Source organism: Thermanaerothrix solaris, from assembly GCF_032334255.1.
Lineage (GTDB): Bacteria > Chloroflexota > Anaerolineae > Anaerolineales > Anaerolineaceae > Thermanaerothrix > Thermanaerothrix solaris.
The window spans coordinates 1,103,309-1,116,802 of the sequence record NZ_JAUHMF010000002.1 but is presented as its reverse complement, the minus strand read 5'-3'; the positions used below and the strand labels follow the sequence as shown (position 1 = coordinate 1,116,802).

The 13,494-nt window shown below is 52.3% G+C and carries 12 protein-coding genes; 5 read left to right on the top strand and 7 right to left on the bottom strand.

Annotated features, from left to right (window positions below; all coding sequences use genetic code 11):
• Position 1 precedes the first annotated feature (1 nt).
• The 4 genes from QYE77_RS13395 to pstB all read right to left on the bottom strand — a co-directional run bounded on the left by QYE77_RS13395 (position 2) and on the right by pstB (position 3,108).
• On the bottom strand, positions 2-691 hold the full coding sequence (locus tag QYE77_RS13395) for a dTMP kinase (RefSeq protein WP_315625939.1): 690 nt from the start codon (positions 689-691) through the stop codon (positions 2-4).
• Positions 688-1,497: a dTMP kinase gene (gene tmk, locus QYE77_RS13390; RefSeq protein ID WP_315625938.1), complete on the bottom strand. Its 810-nt coding sequence runs from the start codon at positions 1,495-1,497 to the stop codon at positions 688-690. Before tmk ends, QYE77_RS13395 begins: the two co-directional genes overlap by 4 nt.
• Before the next feature lie 158 nt (positions 1,498-1,655).
• Positions 1,656-2,339, bottom strand: a complete 684-nt coding sequence (gene phoU / locus QYE77_RS13385; protein WP_315625937.1) for a phosphate signaling complex protein PhoU — start codon at positions 2,337-2,339, stop codon at positions 1,656-1,658.
• Between the two features lie 22 nt (positions 2,340-2,361).
• Complete coding sequence (gene pstB, locus QYE77_RS13380) at positions 2,362-3,108, bottom strand: phosphate ABC transporter ATP-binding protein PstB (RefSeq protein ID WP_399390613.1); 747 nt, start codon at positions 3,106-3,108, stop codon at positions 2,362-2,364.
• 326 nt (positions 3,109-3,434) lie between these two features.
• Here pstB and prfA point away from each other — a divergent pair, with 326 nt between their 5' ends.
• Positions 3,435-4,523, top strand: a complete 1,089-nt coding sequence (gene prfA / locus QYE77_RS13375) for a peptide chain release factor 1 (RefSeq protein ID WP_399390610.1) — start codon at positions 3,435-3,437, stop codon at positions 4,521-4,523.
• Positions 4,498-5,346 carry a peptide chain release factor N(5)-glutamine methyltransferase gene (prmC, locus tag QYE77_RS13370; RefSeq protein ID WP_315625934.1) on the top strand — a complete coding sequence of 283 codons (849 nt, stop codon included), beginning with the start codon at positions 4,498-4,500 and terminating at the stop codon, positions 5,344-5,346. The genes prfA and prmC overlap by 26 nt, the downstream gene beginning before the upstream one ends.
• Positions 5,347-5,362: 16 nt before the next feature.
• Here prmC and QYE77_RS13365 read toward each other — a convergent pair whose 3' ends face one another.
• Together QYE77_RS13365 and moeB are read right to left on the bottom strand one after the other, a co-directional pair.
• Positions 5,363-6,253: a PIG-L deacetylase family protein gene (locus tag QYE77_RS13365; protein ID WP_315625933.1), complete on the bottom strand. Its 891-nt coding sequence runs from the start codon at positions 6,251-6,253 to the stop codon at positions 5,363-5,365.
• A gap of 51 nt (positions 6,254-6,304) precedes the next feature.
• Positions 6,305-7,459, bottom strand: coding sequence for a molybdopterin-synthase adenylyltransferase MoeB (gene moeB, locus QYE77_RS13360; protein WP_315625932.1), 1,155 nt, complete (start codon positions 7,457-7,459; stop codon positions 6,305-6,307).
• An 81-nt stretch (positions 7,460-7,540) separates the two neighbouring features.
• On the opposite strand from moeB, the gene QYE77_RS13355 reads away from it, so the two are divergent.
• Positions 7,541-10,198: a CBS domain-containing protein gene (locus tag QYE77_RS13355; RefSeq protein ID WP_315625931.1), complete on the top strand. Its 2,658-nt coding sequence runs from the start codon at positions 7,541-7,543 to the stop codon at positions 10,196-10,198.
• Entirely contained in the window at positions 10,198-10,743 is a 546-nt protein-coding gene (locus QYE77_RS13350; RefSeq protein WP_315625930.1) for a GNAT family N-acetyltransferase, read from the top strand. Before QYE77_RS13355 ends, QYE77_RS13350 begins: the two co-directional genes overlap by 1 nt.
• Here the strand turns inward: QYE77_RS13350 and QYE77_RS13345 are convergent, their stop codons facing one another.
• Positions 10,744-11,334 carry a class I SAM-dependent methyltransferase gene (locus QYE77_RS13345; RefSeq protein WP_315625929.1) on the bottom strand — a complete coding sequence of 197 codons (591 nt, stop codon included), beginning with the start codon at positions 11,332-11,334 and terminating at the stop codon, positions 10,744-10,746.
• Between the two features lie 81 nt (positions 11,335-11,415).
• On the opposite strand from QYE77_RS13345, the gene fusA reads away from it, so the two are divergent.
• Positions 11,416-13,491, top strand: a complete 2,076-nt coding sequence (gene fusA / locus QYE77_RS13340; RefSeq protein ID WP_315625928.1) for an elongation factor G — start codon at positions 11,416-11,418, stop codon at positions 13,489-13,491.
• Positions 13,492-13,494 lie beyond the last annotated feature (3 nt).

The window sequence follows — 13,494 nt, the reverse complement described above, 5'->3', positions numbered from 1 at the left end:
GCTATTTTGGAAGTAAATGGGTCTTGATGTAATCACGGAGGTCGGAAAAAACGTCCTTGACCGGACGGGTGGCATCCACCGTGACAAAGCCGTATTCCTTAGCCATTTCATCAAACTGGGCAATCAGCAGGGACTGATAAATGCAAAAACTGTCATAGATATTATTGGCAAAGCGTACATCCATCCCCGACTCCCAGTAATCGAATCCACGGCCATGCACAATCCGTGAGACGAGCGTCTCAACATCGGCTTTAAGGTAGAAGACCACATCGGGTTTAAGTGCAAATCCATACACTTTACGTGCCCACTGCGGATCCGCTCCCCGCACGACATCCCGGGCAATGATCGAGAAAAAGTACCGATCCGAAAGGACAAAGAAACCTGCCTTGAGGGCAGGAATAATGTGATTTTCCAGGCGATCGGCGAAATCGGTAGCATAAAAAAGGCTCATCGTGGTGCGGCTGAACGTATGCCCTTGTTTCGCCGCATCCAAACCGGGTTGAGTTAATGGAGAGCGCCGCAACCCAGTATCCGAAACTGCAATGCCCTGGGCTTCCAGCCATTCGCGGAGCATTTGGATCTGAGTGGATCGACCAACGCCATCACTCCCCTCTAAAACAATCAATCGCCCCGGCATGTCTTTAAGTTTGAGGTAAGGAAATCCCTCGCCGTAGAACTGCGCCTTGGTCATGCCGCCTCCTCGTGCGCTGTGGATGTAATCACGGCGGCTTCATCCATGACCACACCTGCACCTACCGGTTCTTCATGGGTGACCTCCGATTGTCGTGCTTTGTAGGCCTCCCGTGCGCGCTGAGCCAATTTCTCTGGTGTAGGCAGACCCTCCCAGCCACGGAGCAATTTACGCACCGTTTTACGCACGAGATTTTGTTGCATTTCTACGGGTAGCGTGCCATCAATGACCGTAAAACCGAACTCCTCAATCATAGCATCGTATTCGTTGACAATCCGCTGCTGAAATAGGCGGAAACTAGTGACTTTATTATCCGAAAGCCCCAGGTCCATCCCGGCTTCGTAGTATTTAAGTTTGGCCCGCCCCGAAAGAATGCGTTCTACAGCAACATTAACCGGAACCTGGAAATAAAATACCAGATCGGGCTGAGGGGCAAAGGCATATAAATTGCGCACCCAACTGCGGCTCACTCCCCGGGCGACATCACGGGCAAATGCGGTGAAGGCATACCGATCCGCCAGCACAATCACTCCTGCCTTGAGCAGAGGAAGCAGATAATTTTCCCAGCGGTCGGCAAAGTCGGTCGCCTGGATAAGACTAAAGGTCGTTGGAGTAAAGATTTTTTCCTTCTTCCCGAAGCGAGTCGTGCTTTTAACCAACGGGGATGAGTTCCACTCCGTGAAATGAACCGATTTGCCTTGTGCCTTGAGCCATTTATATAACAGGTCAATCTGTGTGGATTTGCCACTTCCATCAATACCTTCAACAACGATCAACTTTCCTCGGTAGGAATGCGGAACTAACACGGTTAACTCCTGTTGATTTTGCTCACAATCTTAACCTGATCAGTCAAATTTATTATATAACATGAACGCTTTTAGAACCAACCCCAAGCGGATCGAATCTGGAAAAATTACCCCATAGGTAATCGCCCTATGGGGTGAAAACGATGGGATCCGCGGCTTCAAACGTTTAGATCATCCTCATCCATGCCATTGACTTCAAAGAGTTCCCCCGTCGCACAGAAAACCGTTCGTTCGCAAATATTGGTCACGCGATCCGCCATACGTTCCAGGTTGTGCGCTACCCACATAAGCAGGTTAGCGAGATCAATCGTTTCAGGGTTGCTTATCATGGTCTGGACTACCAGACGATAGACAACATTATAGAGTTCGTCTACCTTGTCATCTTCCTTGGGGATTTCAAGTGCAGTGGCTACGTCTTCGGCAACAAAGGCCCCAAGCGCCCGATGTAACATCGAGACCGCCAACTGCGCCATCTGATCAATCTCTTGGATCGGGATGGGGATATCGGCATCGCCCAAAAGCATGGTGACCTTAGCAATTCCTTTGGCATAATCACCGATGCGCTCGAGTTCGGTGTTTACCTCTAACATGGCCGCCAGTTGACGTAGGTCATGGGCCATTGGCTGTTGGGTTGCCATCAAGATCAAGATGGCGTTCTCAATGGCAAACCGCTTTTCATTAATTTGTTGGTCCTCTTCAAAAATTTCTTTGGCTGCCTTTACATCGCGACGCTTCAGAGCATCCACTGCCCCCAACGCCGCATGTTCCACCATGCTTCCTAAAACGAGCAGTTCATCCTGAATTTGATTGATTTGGCGGGTTAGCGTGTTTCGCAAAGGCATGGAAAGTGTCCTTCCTCAAGATCTAACCAAAGCGGCCCGTGATGTAATCTTCAGTGCGGCGATCGCGTGGACGAGTGAAGATCTGGTTCGTCGGCCCATATTCGACCATAATCCCCGCACGATCTTCGTCTACGGTGAAAAACGCCGTGTAATCGGAGACTCGAGCAGCTTGTTGCATGTTATGGGTCACGATTATTATTGTATAATCGCGTGCCAACTCCCGCATCAAATCTTCGATTTTCAAGGTAGCAATAGGATCCAATGCCGAACAGGGCTCATCCATCAAGATGATTTCTGGTTTGACCGCAATAGTTCGCGCAATGCATAAACGCTGCTGCTGTCCTCCCGAGAGTGCCAGCGCGTTCTTATGCAGGTCATCCTTAACCTCATCCCACAACGCCGCCTGGCGCAGGGATTCTTCGACCAATTCATCCATGTTCCCACGGTAGCCGTTGATACGTGCACCCCAAGCAATATTCTCATAAATGCTCTTGGGGAAAGGATTGGGTTTTTGAAAGACCATCCCGATCAACCGCCGCACCTGCACTGGATCCACGTCGGGATCATAAATGTTTTTGCCATGAAAGAGAACTTCGCCAGTCAGGCGTGCGCCAGGTATTAGTTCATTCATACGGTTAAAGCAGCGGATGACCGTGCTCTTTCCACATCCCGAAGGACCGATAATGGCGGTAATCTTACGCGCCTCAATTTGTAAATTTACATCTTTGACGGCGCGAAACGCTCCATAATAAACATTTACGTTTCGCATCTCAATGGCGTAATCTTTTATGGCTGGGGACGTCACTGGTGCGTGCGCTTGGGTCGCGATTCGGATAAGGGCCTCAGGCTTGGATTCCATCAGGTATCAACTCCGCCACCAATTTTATCACATAAGAAAAAAGCCATCTCTGGAACGGGTTTTTACGACATTGTTTTAATAATAACTCAAAAAGATTAAGAGAAAATTGTGATCTGGTAAACTCTCGCTTAAGTCGTGGGAGCCAAACCATGTTTCTTTTCTTCAGTTCCGCGAGAAAATAGCACCTTGGTATAATTGGGAAGCGTAACCTAAAAGGATGAAAAAACATGTCGGATATGCTGGACAAATTGGCCTTAATTGAAGCACGCTACAACGAGATCAACCAATTGCTTGAAGAGGTCGCGGATGATTATCAGCGGGCAGCGGAATTGGCGAAGGAACGCGCCGAACTCGAAGAAATTGTGACCCGATCACAGACCTATCGCCAAATGCTGCAACGCCTTGAAGAAGCGCGGGCACTTCGCGACTCCGATGATCCTGAAATTCGTGAACTCGCAGAACAGGAAATTGAAGAACTGGAGCCGCGCCTGGAACAACTGGAGCGCGAATTAAAAGCACTTCTTTTACCCAAAGACCCCCGTGATGAGCGCAACGTCATCATGGAAATTCGCGCTGGCACTGGTGGCGAAGAAGCGGCGTTATTTGCCGCCGATCTTTTCCGTATGTATTCCCGCTATGCCGAACGCCAAGGTTGGGAGGTTGAAGTCCTTTCGCAAAACGAAACCGGCATTGGTGGGTTCAAGGAGATCATTTTCCTGGTCAAAGGAAAAGGAGCGTATTCCCGTCTTAAGTATGAATCAGGAGTCCATCGGGTGCAGCGCATTCCGATTACAGAAGCGTCAGGACGCATTCATACCTCAACCGTAACGGTTGCCGTTTTGGCCGAAGTGGAAGATGTGGACATCCACATTCCCGAGTCGGATTTGCGCATTGATGTTTACCGTTCTGCCGGCGCGGGGGGACAAAACGTTCAGAAAAATGCCACGGCGGTGCGTATTACCCATCTGCCCACAGGTATTGTGGTTGCCTGCCAGGATGAACGCTCCCAACTTCAAAACCGCCTGCGGGCTATGAGCATCTTGCGTGCCCGCCTCTACGAAATGGAGATGCAAAAGCGCCAGCAAGAACTGGAAGCCACTCGACGGGCGCAGGTCGGTACGGGAGAGCGGGCTGAGAAAATCCGTACCTACAACTACCCTCAGAACCGTGTAACCGATCATCGCATCGGCCTTTCGTCCTATAACCTGCCGGCGGTTATGGATGGCGACTTGGATATGTTCATCGAAGAACTTGCCCTACGCGATCAGACGCAACAACTGGCCGCCGGCCTTGATGAGGATGACGACGACAATAACCATCGCTGAGTGGCTCAACCGGGCCATCCAAACCCTTCGCCCGGCCACAGAAACCCCAGCCATCGAAGCTCAAGCCTTGCTGGCACATGTATTGGGGCTATCTCGTGCTTACCTCCTAACTCACCCCGAGCACCCCTTGAATGAGGTTGCCCTTGAATCGCTTGAACACCTTCTAAAGCGACTCGAGCAAGGCGAACCTCTGCCCTATGTACTGGGATGGCAAGAGTTCTACGGACTACCCATAAAGGTTTCCCCAGCTGTGCTTATCCCCCGTCCTGAAACTGAGATGTTGGTTGAGTATGCCCTTGCCTGGTTGCGCGAAAATCCCTTGCGACGTAAAGCCATTGATGTGGGTACCGGCTCGGGCTGTATTGCAATTGCTCTGGCATATCACCTGCCAGATCTTAAGGTTCTGGCTTTAGAGCGTTCCCGTGCTGCCCTCCAGGTAGCCCGAGAAAACTTGATCCAGTTCGGCCTGATGAGCCGGATTTACCTGATACAGGCAGATTTGCTTAACCCGGTAGGCATCGCTTGTGATCTAATCTGTGCTAACCTGCCCTATATTCCCTCCCCACGCCTGTCAACACTGAGGGTGATTCAATTTGAGCCACGCGAAGCGCTCGACGGTGGATCGGAAGGGCTTGACCTTATCCGGGGTCTGCTTGAGCAGGCCCCCCCGCGTTTAACCTCGGGAGGGCTGCTTCTGGCCGAAATTGACGCCTCACATGCAGACGTTTTGCCATCCCTGGCCCGGCGCTTCTTTCCCCGCGCGCGGATTGAGGTTCGCCCTGATCTTGCCGGTTTACCGCGGCTGCTCGTTATCCAGACCTAGCACTTTCCGGTAAACGTTACCGCCGCAGGGGAGGCAAGTCGGCAATTCCCTCGAAGAGGTCCCGTTCGACGTGTCCATTTTCCGGCAACGGATAAGCCCGCATAAACGTATCCCGCGCCATCCAACGTCGAAAAACACGCCCCAACCATCCACTGGTCAAGCCCCCTCCGCCCTGGCTGGCGTGGCAGGCCGCAGCCTCTTCACGAATCGCTGCCACCTCATGATAATCCACAACCGCATTGACGGGAAATTCCACCGCCGCAATAGCGGCGAGGTCAATGTCCCCGTTCCGCCCAAAACGATGGGGGTCACGCCCCGTCAACCGCATCAGACGGACACTCAGGCGCAAAAATGTGCGCGGGATGGTGTGAAAATATAGTTTTTCTGGCTGATAAGGTGGCAAACCCTGGGCGTTGAGCCATGGATCGGGTTGTGCAGCCAATTCAAAGGCTCGCACAGTGGCTTGGTGAATGGCAATGTGATCCGGATGTCGGTAGCCTCCGATCGGATCAAAGGTGATGATCACCTGAGGTCGTAGGCGACGAATATATCCAATAATCTTACGCGCTACCTCATCAAGAGGCGCGTTGATCAACGCCTGGGGATGATGGTTATCGGCGCTGCCAGGCATGCCTGAATCGCGATAATCCAGAAAATAGACCCCCGCAAGGCCTAACTTTCCTGCCGCACAACGCAACTCTGCCTCGCGGCGTTCGGCGATCGAGCGATAACCTTGCAAGTACTTCTCATCCACATCACCAGCCTCGCCCCGCGTGGCACAGATCAAATAAACATCCACGCCCCGGCGAGCATAGTAAGCCAAAGTGCCACCAACGCCAAATGACTCATCATCAGGATGAGCCAACACCGCTAACAAGGTGGGTCTTATGACCGATTCATGCATCATAGGCATAACCCTCTTTACCCCTTTGAAAAAATTCAACTGATAAACTCACGACTAATAGCGTAACATTTTAGGGTCTATCCGCTCAGCCCAGGCATTTAGACCACCTTTCAGGTGTTTCACATGCTGAAAACCCGCCGCACGCATGATCTTAAGCGCGCGGGCCGAACGAACCCCGGTTCGACAAAACAGCACATATTCCGCCTGTGGATTTAATTCCTGCAATTTTGTGGGTAGTTTCTCCAACGGGATCTGCAATGCACCCGGCAACGCCGAAATCTGGCTTTCAACCGGATGACGCACATCTATCAAAACCGGTGAAGCACCGCTTTGCAAACGTTGGGCCAATTCCTCGGGGGAAAGATCAAACCCTTCGCCCACCTCAACCTGGGGATGTGGACGCGCTGGCACACCGCAAAAAGCCTCATAGTCAATAAGATGCGTAATTTCGGGATGCTCACCACACACTTTGCACTGCGGGTTTTTGCGCAGCGTAATGACTTCAAAGGACATATCCAGGGCATCATACAGAAGCAACTTACCGATCAGAGGTTGTCCTGCATTTAAGATGAGTTTGATCACCTCTGTTGCTTGCAAGGTGCCAATTGTGCCGGGTAATACACCAAACACACCGGCATCCGCACAAGAAGGCACGCTTTCTGGGGGTGGCGGCTCAGGGAATAAACAACGGTAACACGGACCGCGCCGGGCATCAAAAACACTCACCTGTCCCTCAAAGCGAAACACCGAGCCATACACAAAAGGACGACCAGTGAGAACCGCCAGGTCGTTTAACAGATAGCGGGTGGGGAAATTATCTGTTCCATCCACCAGGATTTCATACCCTGAAGCAATGGTTTCCGCATTTTCTGATGAAAAGATTTCATTATAAACGTCTACCTGGATGAACGGGTTGAGTTCCAAAAGGCGCTTGCGTGCCGATTCTACCTTAAGCATACCAAGACGGTCTGTCCCATGGGCAATCTGGCGCTGAAGGTTCGACTCATCCACCACATCATAATCTACCAGCCCAATACGCCCTACGCCTGCTGCTGCCAGGTATAAAGCAATTGGTGAACCCAATCCCCCTGTTCCAACAATAAGCACGGAGGCCGCCTTCAGTTTGCGTTGCCCTTCCATGCCCACTTCCGGGATAACCAGGTGACGCGAATAACGCAGCACTTCCTCTTGGGTTAACTCAGGCAACATGCTGCCCTCCACATTACTCATCCTTAAATAAGAGCCGATTTATCCGGGTTTCAATTGTACCGCAGATGTTACAATTAAGCCGTGCACGTCATATTGACCCATGAACAAGCCGATTTTGATGCCATAGCCGCTTTGCTCGGTGCTTCCCTATTGGATGAGCGGGCATTACCCGTTTTGCCACGCCGCCTCAACCGCAATGTTCGGGCTTATTTAAATCTCTATGGGAGTGAACTCCCGTTTCACGAGGTGCGGGACCTACCCAATGAGCCCATTGAATGCGTTACTCTTGTGGACACCCAATCCCTGGTTAAACTCAAAGGGATGGGGAAACATACTAAGGTGCGCGTGATTGATCATCACCAACCTCGCACCGATTTACCCGCGGATTGGCAAGTGACCATCGAACGCGTGGGTGCCTGCACGACTTTACTCGTCGAAGCCTTGCGCGAACATTTGGAGCCCCTCAATGCCCATCTGGCAACCCTTTTACTCCTCGGTATATACGAAGATACCGGTTCACTCACGTATAACAGCACTACCGCTCGCGATGCCCAAGCCGTTGCCTATTTACTGGAGCAAGGTGCCAGTCTGCATCTTGCCAATCAATTTCTCAATCCACCTCTCTCAGATGACCAACGTGAGGTCTATCATCGCCTCTTAGCCAACGCCGAAACGCATGAGATCAATGGCCAAACCATTGTTATCGCCAAGGGAGAAGCGACCGGACTGGTAGAAGAGGTCTCCAGTATTGCCCATAAACTACGCGATTTGTTGGATCCTGATGGTTTGTTCCTACTGGTCAAAACAGCCGAAGGCATACGCTTAGTCGCGCGCTCCACAACTGACCGCATTAATGTCGCCAAAGTTGCGGCTCTTTTTGGGGGTGGGGGTCACGAACGCGCCGCAGCGGCCTTAATCCGCCCTTCTGATCTAGAAACTAATGAGGATGAAGCGCTCGAATTTATTTACAGACGCTTGGTGGATGCGTTACCCCAGTTAGTGGAACCGGCCGTTACGGTGGAACAAATCATGTCCCCACGCCCAATGGTGCTCTCACCCGAGACCTCTGCCCAAGAAGCCGCTCAATTGATGCAACGTTATGGCTATGAGGGCTATCCGGTGGTTAAAGAAGGCAAAGTAATCGGATTGCTGACTCGCCGCGCGGTAGATCGGGCCCTCGCTCATCGGCTTAACCTACCCGCCTCGAGCCTGATGGAGGCCGGAGAGGTCGTAGTCCACCCCCAAGACCCGCTTGAAGTCGTGCAGCGCCTGATGGCTGAAACCGGCTGGGGACAAATTCCTGTCGTTGATCCCGAATCTCACACAGTCATCGGTATCGTTACCCGAACGGATCTATTAAAAGCATTAGGACGCAACCATCTAGCCGCTCCTTCACGACAGAACTTTGCCGACCGCCTCGAAGCCGCCCTTCCCCCAGCACGGCTGGCCCTGCTCAAATTGGTGGCTCAGCGCGCCCATCAGCGCCGCTTGCCCGTTTATGTGGTTGGGGGCTTTGTCCGCGACCTTCTCCTCAACCGCCCCAGCCAGGATTTTGACATCGTTGTCGAAGGGGATGCAATTGCACTGGCGCGGGCCTTAGAGCGTGAGTTTGGTGGGCGCGTCACCAGTCATAGCCGCTTTGGTACTGCCAAATGGCATATTGCCGAGATTCGCGTCTCGCTTTTGAAGAACGCACTCCACCTAGATGAATCTAATGCAAACGATTTACCGGAATTCTTGGACTTGATCAGCGCACGCACAGAGTTTTATGACTATCCCACCGCTCTACCTACCGTCGAGCGCAGCAGTATCAAACTCGACCTTCATCGCCGTGATTTTACGATCAACACCCTGGCGCTGCGCTTAGATGGCCGGCATTACGGAGATCTCTACGACTATTGGGGCGGATACGCCGACCTTCAACGAGGGTTGATCCGTGTCTTGCACTCTCTCTCATTCGTGGACGACCCCACGCGTATGTTGCGCGCCGTGCGCTTTGAGCAGCGTTTTGGATTCCAAATTGAAGAGCGCACCTTACAACTGATGCAAGAGGCACGCGATTTACTCCGCCAAGTCTCTGGCGATCGCTTGCGCCATGAAATAGACCTGATCCTGGCTGAAGAGAACCCCTTACCGGCTTTAAAGCGCCTGGATGATCTCCAACTACTTACAGCGATTCATCCCGATTTACATTGGGAGCCCCATCTTGCCGAACCTATGCGCAAGGTGCTTAAAGATCCCCTCGAACCCGCATGGTGTCTCCCCGAAACCTGGGGCGGCACCCCAATTCGTCGTGCTTTGGCTTACTTGGTATGGTTCCTGCCCTTTTCTACTGAGAAAAGCCTCAGTTTGGCACAACGTCTCCGCCTACCCCATCATCTGCGCGAGGGATTGAAAATTGGCACAAGCCTTGTCCCTACCCTAAAGGATTTGCCCAACCTCACGCCTAGTCAGGTCGTAGCACGCTTAGATGGCGTACCCCTACCGGTGATTTATGCACTTTACCAGTTATATTATGATACTGAAGTCGCTGCTGTTCTTCACACGTATGCCACCCGGTGGCGTCACATCCACCCCGTAACGGATGGCCATACCTTGCGTACAATGGGCCTCACCCCTGGTCCATCCTATCGTCGCATCTTATGGACATTGCGTGCCGCCTGGTTGGATGGGCAAGTGCAATCTGCGGATCAGGAGCGCGCCTTGCTGGAGCAACTTCTTGCCTCAAGAACATCGTGATGGATACAACGACGGTTCCCACCCTTACCCGCAACTGGTTGACACATGTCCGTCTGCGTTTTCTCCAGGAAGAGGATTTACCGGCCCTGGAGTGGGACGGCGTTTACACCCATTTTCGGCGCGTTTACCGCGAGGCTTACCAGGCCAGTCTGAAGGGACAAGCCCTGCTTTGGGTAGCCGACCATGAAACGGCAGGGATCATCGGGCAAGCCTTTGTCCAATTGGCCAGTTCCCACCCAGAATTGGCCGATGGCGAAACCCGCGCTTATCTTTATGGTTTTCGCATCAAGCCCGCATACCGCAATGCCGGTTTGGGCTCTTTTATGCTTACCACTATCGTCAACGACCTGAAGCAGCGCGGATATACCTGGCTCACCCTAAATGTTGCCATTGAGAACACAGCAGCACGAAGGCTTTATGAGCGGTTTGGTTTTGTCGTGGTTGGTTACGATCCGGGCTGTTGGTCATATCTCGACCACGAAGGACAGCGACGTTTTGTCGAAGAGCCAGCTTGGCGAATGCAAAAATGGTTAGGGGACCCCTAACTATTTCTGAAAAAGTAGCCACACCGCCGGCCTTCGATTACCCTCCCAAGTGTCCTTGCGCCAAATCAGATGTAAGACGGAATTCCATGCATTAATGTCCGCATCATCTATCTCATGGGTACTCCGTTTTTCTGCCGTTGAGCGGAAATGGGCATACCACAAAAAATATCCCCCCCTGGCGAGCCAGGATTGCACCCGCTCACGATATCCTTGCCGTTCAATAGCGCCCAACTGATGATAACAACCGATATCCAAGATTAAGTCAAACATTGCCTCAGGAAAAGATAGATTAAGCACATTCCCTAAATACAAATTGGCCAATATGCTTTGAGCGCGTAATTTACGCCTAGCCCGACAAACGGCCAGGCAGGATAGATCCACCCCGTAAACCTCCCACCCCGCACGTGCGAGCGTTCCCACATTCGTCCCACTACCGCATCCAATATCTAACGCTCGTCCCGGTGGATTTGACGCGATAAAATCCATCAATTCAGGGGGCGAGACCCCAGTATCCCAGGGCGGGCGCCCCAGATAGCGCCATTCTAAATACAATCGCTGCTTCAGGTGCTTTATTCCCCGCAGAAACGGCAATTCGTGATTCCTTTTTGACAAGAACGTCGAGAGGCCTTAAAATAACAAGGCTGTGATTCTAGGATAAGAAGGGTTGAGCGCATGAAAGAGTATACCACTGAGTTTATTCGGAACGTTGCATTAGTCTCTCACAGTAGCGCCGGCAAAACCATGCTAACCGAAGCCTTCCTGCACTTTACCGGCGCCACCACACGAATGGGGCGGGTCGAGGATGGCAGTACTGTCTCCGACTTTGATGAGGAAGAGATACGTCGTGGCATCTCGCTGTACACCTCGGTTATTCCCATTGAGTATCGTGATGTCAAAATCAATTTTCTGGACACCCCGGGTTACACCGACTTCATCGGGGAGGTCATTTCCGCACTGCGGGTGTCCGATAGCGCGTTAGTGCTCATTGATTCAGTCTCAGGCGTAGAGGTCGGCACCGAAATTGCCTGGAATTATTGCAACCAATTCAAGTTGCCCCGCTTTATTGTTATCAACAAAATGGATCGGGAAAATGCCAACTTCCAGAAAGCGTTGGCATCAATTCAAGAGTTCTCCGAAGTTCGCCTGGTGCCGGTGCAATTACCGTGGGGTGAAAAGCAAAACTTCCAAGGGGTCATTGACCTGATCACCATGAAAGCCTATAAGGGCGAGGGGAAAACAGCGGTGGATATTCCTGCTGAATACCGCGCTGCGGCCGAAGAAGCCCGCGTGGCATTGGTGGAAGCCGCCGCCGAAGGTGATGATGAACTGCTGGAGAAATATCTCGAACGCGGTTCTTTGACAGATGAAGAGATTATACGCGGTTTGCGGGGCGCGCTACGGAATCACACGGCATACCCGGTCTTCGTTACCGCAGCCACCGCCGAAATTGGGATTGCACCGCTGTTAGATGCCGTTGTGAACTTATTGCCTTCCCCCGCAGATTTGCCCCCTGCCCGGGCAATTGGCAAGGACGGGGAGGAAGAACTACCTGCTTCCGATAGCGGCCCGCTCGCCGTTTATGTGTGGAAAACCACCGCAGATCCCTTCGTTGGGCGTCAAACTTTCTTCCGTATTTACTCTGGTTTTCTGGCCTCAGACACACGCGTCTGGAATCAGAGCAAAGGGGTAGAAGAACGCCTTGGCACCCTCAGCGTTCCGCGGGGTAAGGAATTGTTCCCGGTTAAGACCCTCCACTGCGGCGATATTGGCGTCGTGCCAAAACTCTCTGAAACCGTCACTGGCAATACCCTCTGCGATAAAGCCCATCCCTTAACCTTGCCCATTCCTGAGTATCCGAAAGCCCTGTATCAAGTCGCCATTGCGCCTAAGACCCAGGCCGATTCGGCAAAGATCACCCCAACGTTGACCCGCCTGTGCGAAGAGGACATGACCCTCTCCTGGCACATGGAGCCTGCCACTAACCAAACTATCCTCCAGGGCATGGGCGATCAACACATTGAAGTCGCCGTGCGACGGGCGGAGACCAAATTCCAGGTTGGGTTAGTGATCAGCGAACCCAAAGTTCCCTATCTCGAAGCCATCACCAAGAAAGCCAGCGCCATGTACCGCCACAAGAAACAAACCGGCGGGGCCGGGCAGTTCGGTGAGGTTCACCTGCGTATCGAGCCGCTAACCCCCGATCAGGAATTGGAGTTCGTCTGGGAAGTCTTTGGCGGAGCCATTTCCTCATCCTTTGCCCCCTCCATCCAAAAGGGTATCCAGAGTGTGATGAAGGAAGGCGTCCTGGCCGGATACCCCATCCGCGGTATTAAGGTGGCCGTGTATGATGGTAAAGAACACCCGGTAGATTCCAAACCCATTGCGTTTGAAATTGCTGGCCGCGAAGCCTTCAAATTAGCCTTCAAGGATGCAGGGCCAGTCCTTTATGAACCGATCATGAAGGTTGAGATCATCGTCCCTGAAGCCAACATGGGCGATGTATTGGGCGATCTTAACTCCCGCCGCGCCCGTGTCTTGGGAATGAATACCGAACGCGGTCGCTCGGTCATCACCGCGCTCGTGCCCTTGGCCGAAATGTTGCGCTACACCACACAACTACGCTCTCTAACCGGTGGCCGTGGGTTCTTCACGATGGAATTTTACAACTATGAAATGGTGCCACCCCATATCCAACAGGAAATTGTAGCGGCGCGACAAAAAGAATTGCAAGCCCAAAAAGCAGACTGATTC

Bases quoted from the DNA above. Each gene is read 5' to 3' on its own strand.
- QYE77_RS13395 (WP_315625939.1), bottom strand. From the start codon at position 691: ATGACCAAGGCGCAGTTCTACGGCGAGGGATTTCCTTACCTCAAACTT.
- phoU (WP_315625937.1), bottom strand. From the start codon at position 2,339: ATGCCTTTGCGAAACACGCTAACCCGCCAAATCAATCAAATTCAGGAT.
- pstB (WP_399390613.1), bottom strand. From the start codon at position 3,108: ATGCGAAACGTAAATGTTTATTATGGAGCGTTTCGCGCCGTCAAAGAT.
- prfA (WP_399390610.1), top strand. From the start codon at position 3,435: ATGCTGGACAAATTGGCCTTAATTGAAGCACGCTACAACGAGATCAAC.
- prmC (WP_315625934.1), top strand. From the start codon at position 4,498: ATGACGACGACAATAACCATCGCTGAGTGGCTCAACCGGGCCATCCAA.
- QYE77_RS13365 (WP_315625933.1), bottom strand. From the start codon at position 6,253: ATGATGCATGAATCGGTCATAAGACCCACCTTGTTAGCGGTGTTGGCT.
- moeB (WP_315625932.1), bottom strand. From the start codon at position 7,459: ATGTTGCCTGAGTTAACCCAAGAGGAAGTGCTGCGTTATTCGCGTCAC.
- QYE77_RS13350 (WP_315625930.1), top strand. From the start codon at position 10,198: ATGGATACAACGACGGTTCCCACCCTTACCCGCAACTGGTTGACACAT.
- fusA (WP_315625928.1), top strand. From the start codon at position 11,416: ATGAAAGAGTATACCACTGAGTTTATTCGGAACGTTGCATTAGTCTCT.